This is a genomic window from Rothia sp. SCPM-O-B-18226 (M350), from assembly GCF_058213595.1.
Genome location: NZ_JBYQJS010000007.1, coordinates 1 through 4,932 on the forward strand (window position 1 = coordinate 1; position 4,932 = coordinate 4,932).

The following is a 4,932-nucleotide window of genomic DNA, read 5'->3' on the forward strand; positions in this document are numbered from 1 at the left end:
TTATCGAACTTTTCTATTTTTTCAACGGAGAGTTTGATTCTGGCTCAGGACGAACGCTGGCGGCGTGCTTAACACATGCAAGTCGAACGATGAAGCCTAGCTTGCTAGGTGGATTAGTGGCGAACGGGTGAGTAATACGTGAGTAACCTACCTTTAACTCTGGGATAAGCCTGGGAAACTGGGTCTAATACCGGATACGACCAATCTCCGCATGGGGTGTTGGTGGAAAGCGTTATGTAGTGGTTATAGATGGGCTCACGGCCTATCAGCTTGTTGGTGAGGTAACGGCTCACCAAGGCGACGACGGGTAGCCGGCCTGAGAGGGTGACCGGCCACACTGGGACTGAGACACGGCCCAGACTCCTACGGGAGGCAGCAGTGGGGAATATTGCACAATGGGCGCAAGCCTGATGCAGCGACGCCGCGTGAGGGATGACGGCCTTCGGGTTGTAAACCTCTGTTAGCAGGGAAGAAGAGAAATTGACGGTACCTGCAGAGAAAGCGCCGGCTAACTACGTGCCAGCAGCCGCGGTAATACGTAGGGCGCGAGCGTTGTCCGGAATTATTGGGCGTAAAGAGCTTGTAGGCGGTTTGTCGCGTCTGCTGTGAAAGGCCGGGGCTTAACCCCGTGTATTGCAGTGGGTACGGGCAGACTAGAGTGCAGTAGGGGAGACTGGAACTCCTGGTGTAGCGGTGGAATGCGCAGATATCAGGAAGAACACCGATGGCGAAGGCAGGTCTCTGGGCTGTAACTGACGCTGAGAAGCGAAAGCATGGGGAGCGAACAGGATTAGATACCCTGGTAGTCCATGCCGTAAACGTTGGGCACTAGGTGTGGGGGACATTCCACGTTTTCCGCGCCGTAGCTAACGCATTAAGTGCCCCGCCTGGGGAGTACGGCCGCAAGGCTAAAACTCAAAGAAATTGACGGGGGCCCGCACAAGCGGCGGAGCATGCGGATTAATTCGATGCAACGCGAAGAACCTTACCAAGGCTTGACATATACTGGACCGCATCAGAGATGGTGTTTCCCTTCGGGGCTGGTATACAGGTGGTGCATGGTTGTCGTCAGCTCGTGTCGTGAGATGTTGGGTTAAGTCCCGCAACGAGCGCAACCCTCGTTCTATGTTGCCAGCACGTTATGGTGGGGACTCATAGGAGACTGCCGGGGTCAACTCGGAGGAAGGTGGGGATGACGTCAAATCATCATGCCCCTTATGTCTTGGGCTTCACGCATGCTACAATGGCCGGTACAGAGGGTTGCGATACTGTGAGGTGGAGCTAATCCCTAAAAGCCGGTCTCAGTTCGGATTGGGGTCTGCAACTCGACCCCATGAAGTCGGAGTCGCTAGTAATCGCAGATCAGCAACGCTGCGGTGAATACGTTCCCGGGCCTTGTACACACCGCCCGTCAAGTCACGAAAGTTGGTAACACCCAAAGCCGGTGGCCTAACCCTTCGGGGAGGGAGCCGTCTAAGGTGGGATTGGCGATTGGGACTAAGTCGTAACAAGGTAGCCGTACCGGAAGGTGCGGCTGGATCACCTCCTTTCTAAGGAGCACATTTAGTTGGCCATGCTATCCGCGAGTGTCGGGTGGGTGGTTTTGCTCATGGGTGGAATGTTGGTTTTGGGTTGAGTGAAGCGCATTGTTGGGTTTTGGGGTAACACGTTGGTGTTGTTCCTGTTTTTGCCTGGCATGGTGATGATGCGAATGTTGTGTTTGTGTTGTTGTTGTGTTGTGGGTTGTTGTTTGAGAACTATATAGTGGACGCGAGCATCTTCTGGAATTTGCGTTGAATCAATGCTTTGGTGTTGGTTTGATTGTTGATTTTAGATTCTTATTTTTCTTGATTGTGTGTAAGTTATTAAGGGCACACGGTGGATGCCTTGGCATTAAGAGCCGATGAAGGACGTGTGAATCTGCGATAAGCCTCGGGGAGCCGATAACTGGGCGTTGATTCGAGGATTTCCGAATGGGGAAACCTGGCTCATCTTCATGGTGAGTTACCGCCAGCTGAATGTATAGGCTGGTTGGGGGGAACGCGGGGAAGTGAAACATCTCAGTACCCGCAGGAAGAGAAAATAAAGTAATGATTCTGTGAGTAGTGGCGAGCGAAAGCGGAAGAGACTAAACCTGTGGTGTGTGATAGCGGTTAGGCGTTGCATCATGGGGGTTGTGGGAGTCACAGTGGCAGTTCTAACTGGCTGCCGGCATGATGTTCAGGATGGTAGGTGAACGACTTGGAATGGTCGGCCGTAGAGGGTGAGAGTCCCGTAATCGAAATTGTTCTGTCCGTGGTGTGGCCACCCGAGTAGCACGGGGCTCGTGGAATCTCGTGTGAATCTGCCAGGACCACCTGGTAAGTCTAAATACTTCTTAGTGACCGATAGTGAATCAGTACCGTGAGGGAATGGTGAAAAGTACCCCGGGAGGGGAGTGAAATAGTACCTGAAACCGTGTGCTTACAAGCCGTTGGAGCCTTTTGGGGTGACAGCGTGCCTTTTGAAGAATGAGCCTGCGAGTTAGTGTTATGTCGCGAGGTTAACCCGTGTGGGGTATCCGTAGCGAAAGCGAGTCTGAATAGGGCGTTTGAGTGGCATGACCTAGACCCGAAGCGGAGTGATCTATCCATGGCCAGGTTGAAGCGACGGTAAGACGTCGTGGAGGACCGAACCCACTTCAGTTGAAAATGGAGGGGATGAGCTGTGGATAGGGGTGAAAGGCCAATCAAACTCTGTGATAGCTGGTTCTCCCCGAAATGCATTTAGGTGCAGCGTTACGTGTTTCTTGCCGGAGGTAGAGCTACTGGATGGCCGATGGGCCTTCACGGGTTACTGACGTCAGCTAAACTCCGAATGCCGGTAAGTGAGAGCGTAGCAGTGAGACAGTGGGGGATAAGCTTCATTGTCGAGAGGGAAACAGCCCAGACCACCAACTAAGGCCCCTAAGCGTGTGCTAAGTGGGAAAGGATGTGGAGTTGCTTAGACAACCAGGAGGTTGGCTTAGAAGCAGCCACCCTTGAAAGAGTGCGTAACAGCTCACTGGTCAAGTGATTCTGCGCCGATAATGTAGCGGGGCTCAAGTACACCGCCGAAGTTGTGGCAATGATCTTTTTGGATTGTTGGGTAGGGGAGCGTCGTGTGGCCGTTGAAGCTGCGGTGTAAACCAGTGGTGGAGGCTATGCGAGTGAGAATGCAGGCATGAGTAGCGAAAGATGAGTGAGAAACTCATCCGCCGGATGATCAAGGGTTCCAGGGTCAAGTTAATCTGCCCTGGGTTAGTCGGGGCCTAAGGCGAGGCCGACAGGCGTAGTCGATGGATAACGGGTTGATATTCCCGTACCGGTGAAGAACCGCCCATACTGATATTGTGATGCTAACCATGCGAAGCATGATGTGCAGGCTTTTGTTTGTGTGTTGTGTGGGTTGTGGGACCCGATCTTTGGAGGTAAACGTGTTAACAGGTGTGACGCAGGAAGGTAGCCAAGCCACGCGATGGTTGTCGTGGTCTAAGCGTGTAGGGTTGTCGGTTGTTAAATGCGCCGGCTGTGTGCCTGAGACGTGATGGGACCCTGTTTTTTGGGGGATTTGGTGATCCTATGCTGCCGAGAAAAGCATCGGCGTGAGGTTTTAGCCGCCCGTACCCTAAACCGACACAGGTGATCAGGTAGAGAATACTAAGGCGATCGAGAGAATCATGGTTAAGGAACTCGGCAAAATGCCCCCGTAACTTCGGGAGAAGGGGGACCTTGAGCGTGATGGGCACTTGCTGTCTGGAGCGTGTATGGGTCGCAGAGACCAGGGGGAAGCGACTGTTTATCAAAAACACAGGTCCGTGCGAAGTCGTAAGACGATGTATACGGACTGACTCCTGCCCGGTGCTGGAAGGTTAAGAGGATTGGTTAGCTCTTTTGAGCGAAGCTGAGAATTTAAGCCCCAGTAAACGGCGGTGGTAACTATAACCATCCTAAGGTAGCGAAATTCCTTGTCGGGTAAGTTCCGACCTGCACGAATGGAGTAACGACTTCCCTACTGTCTCAACCATGAACTCGGCGAAATTGCAGTACGAGTAAAGATGCTCGTTTCGCGCAGCAGGACGGAAAGACCCCGTGACCTTTACTATAGTTTGGTATTGGTGTTTGGTTTGGCTTGTGTAGGATAGGTGGGAGACTGTGAAGCATGGACGCTAGTTTGTGTGGAGTCGTTGTTGAAATACCACTCTGGTCAATCTGGATGTCTAACTTCGGGCCATGATCTGGTTCAGGGACAGTGCCTGATGGGTAGTTTAACTGGGGCGGTTGCCTCCTAAAGTGTAACGGAGGCGCCCAAAGGTTCCCTCAGCCTGGTTGGCAATCAGGTGTTGAGTGTAAGTGCACAAGGGAGCTTGACTGTGAGACTGGCAGGTCGAGCAGGGACGAAAGTCGGGACTAGTGATCCGGCGGTACGTTGTGGAACGGCCGTCGCTCAACGGATAAAAGGTACCTCGGGGATAACAGGCTGATCTTGCCCAAGAGTCCATATCGACGGCATGGTTTGGCACCTCGATGTCGGCTCGTCGCATCCTGGGGCTGGAGTCGGTCCCAAGGGTTGGGCTGTTCGCCCATTAAAGCGGTACGCGAGCTGGGTTCAGAACGTCGTGAGACAGTTCGGTCCCTATCCGCTGCGCGCGTTGGAAATTTGAGAAAGGCTGTCCTTAGTACGAGAGGACCGGGACGGACGAACCTCTGGTATGTCAGTTGTACCGCCAGGTGCATGGCTGATTGGCTACGTTCGGGAGGGATAACCGCTGAAAGCATCTAAGCGGGAAGCCTGTTTCGAGATGAGATTTCCTGGCACTTTTTGGTGTGTGAGGCTCCTTATAGATGATGAGGTTGATAGGCCGGGTATGGAAGCGGGGACTGAAGACTCGTGGAGTTGACTGGTACTAATAGG

Annotated in this window: 2 rRNA genes; both read left to right on the forward strand. The window is 53.1% G+C overall.

The features are described from left to right. Positions 1-21 precede the first annotated feature (21 nt). Positions 22-1,550: ribosomal RNA gene (locus AC3E6W_RS08690) — 16S ribosomal RNA — on the forward strand. A 305-nt stretch (positions 1,551-1,855) separates the two neighbouring features. Next, a 23S ribosomal RNA gene (locus tag AC3E6W_RS08695) occupies positions 1,856-4,932 on the forward strand; the annotation flags it as partial.